Source organism: Acetobacter syzygii (genome assembly GCF_000964225.1).
Taxonomy (GTDB): domain Bacteria; phylum Pseudomonadota; class Alphaproteobacteria; order Acetobacterales; family Acetobacteraceae; genus Acetobacter; species Acetobacter syzygii.
Map to the genome: position 1 here is coordinate 1 of NZ_BAMZ01000060.1, position 328 is coordinate 328.

Sequence of the window (328 nt, forward strand, 5' to 3'; positions counted from 1 at the left end):
AAGCCTCTCGAACGCCGGTGAGGCCAGCCTGACACAGCAGGCACAGGTCACGGGGGATGTCACAAACGCCAACGCCCTGACCGTCGATGCCAGTTCCGTGGATGGCACCACAACCAACACTGGCACACTCACGGTGCAGAATGCTGCCCTCCTTCAGACGCTCGCCAACCAGAGCGGCACCGCAACCCTGACCGACAGTCAGGTGGCCGGAGTAGCCACCAATAGTGCAGGCGCTACGCTCACAGTGAATGGTGGCAAGTTGGGAAGCCTCTCGAACGCAGGTGAAGCCAGCCTGACCCAGCAGGCACAGGTGGCTGGGGATGTCACA

Annotated in this window: 1 protein-coding gene; it reads left to right on the forward strand. The window is 62.2% G+C overall.

The genetic code is table 11. The features are described 5' to 3' along the window. The coding region (locus Absy_RS11680) for a hypothetical protein (protein ID WP_048854935.1) at window positions 1-328 on the forward strand (328 nt) is incomplete at both ends.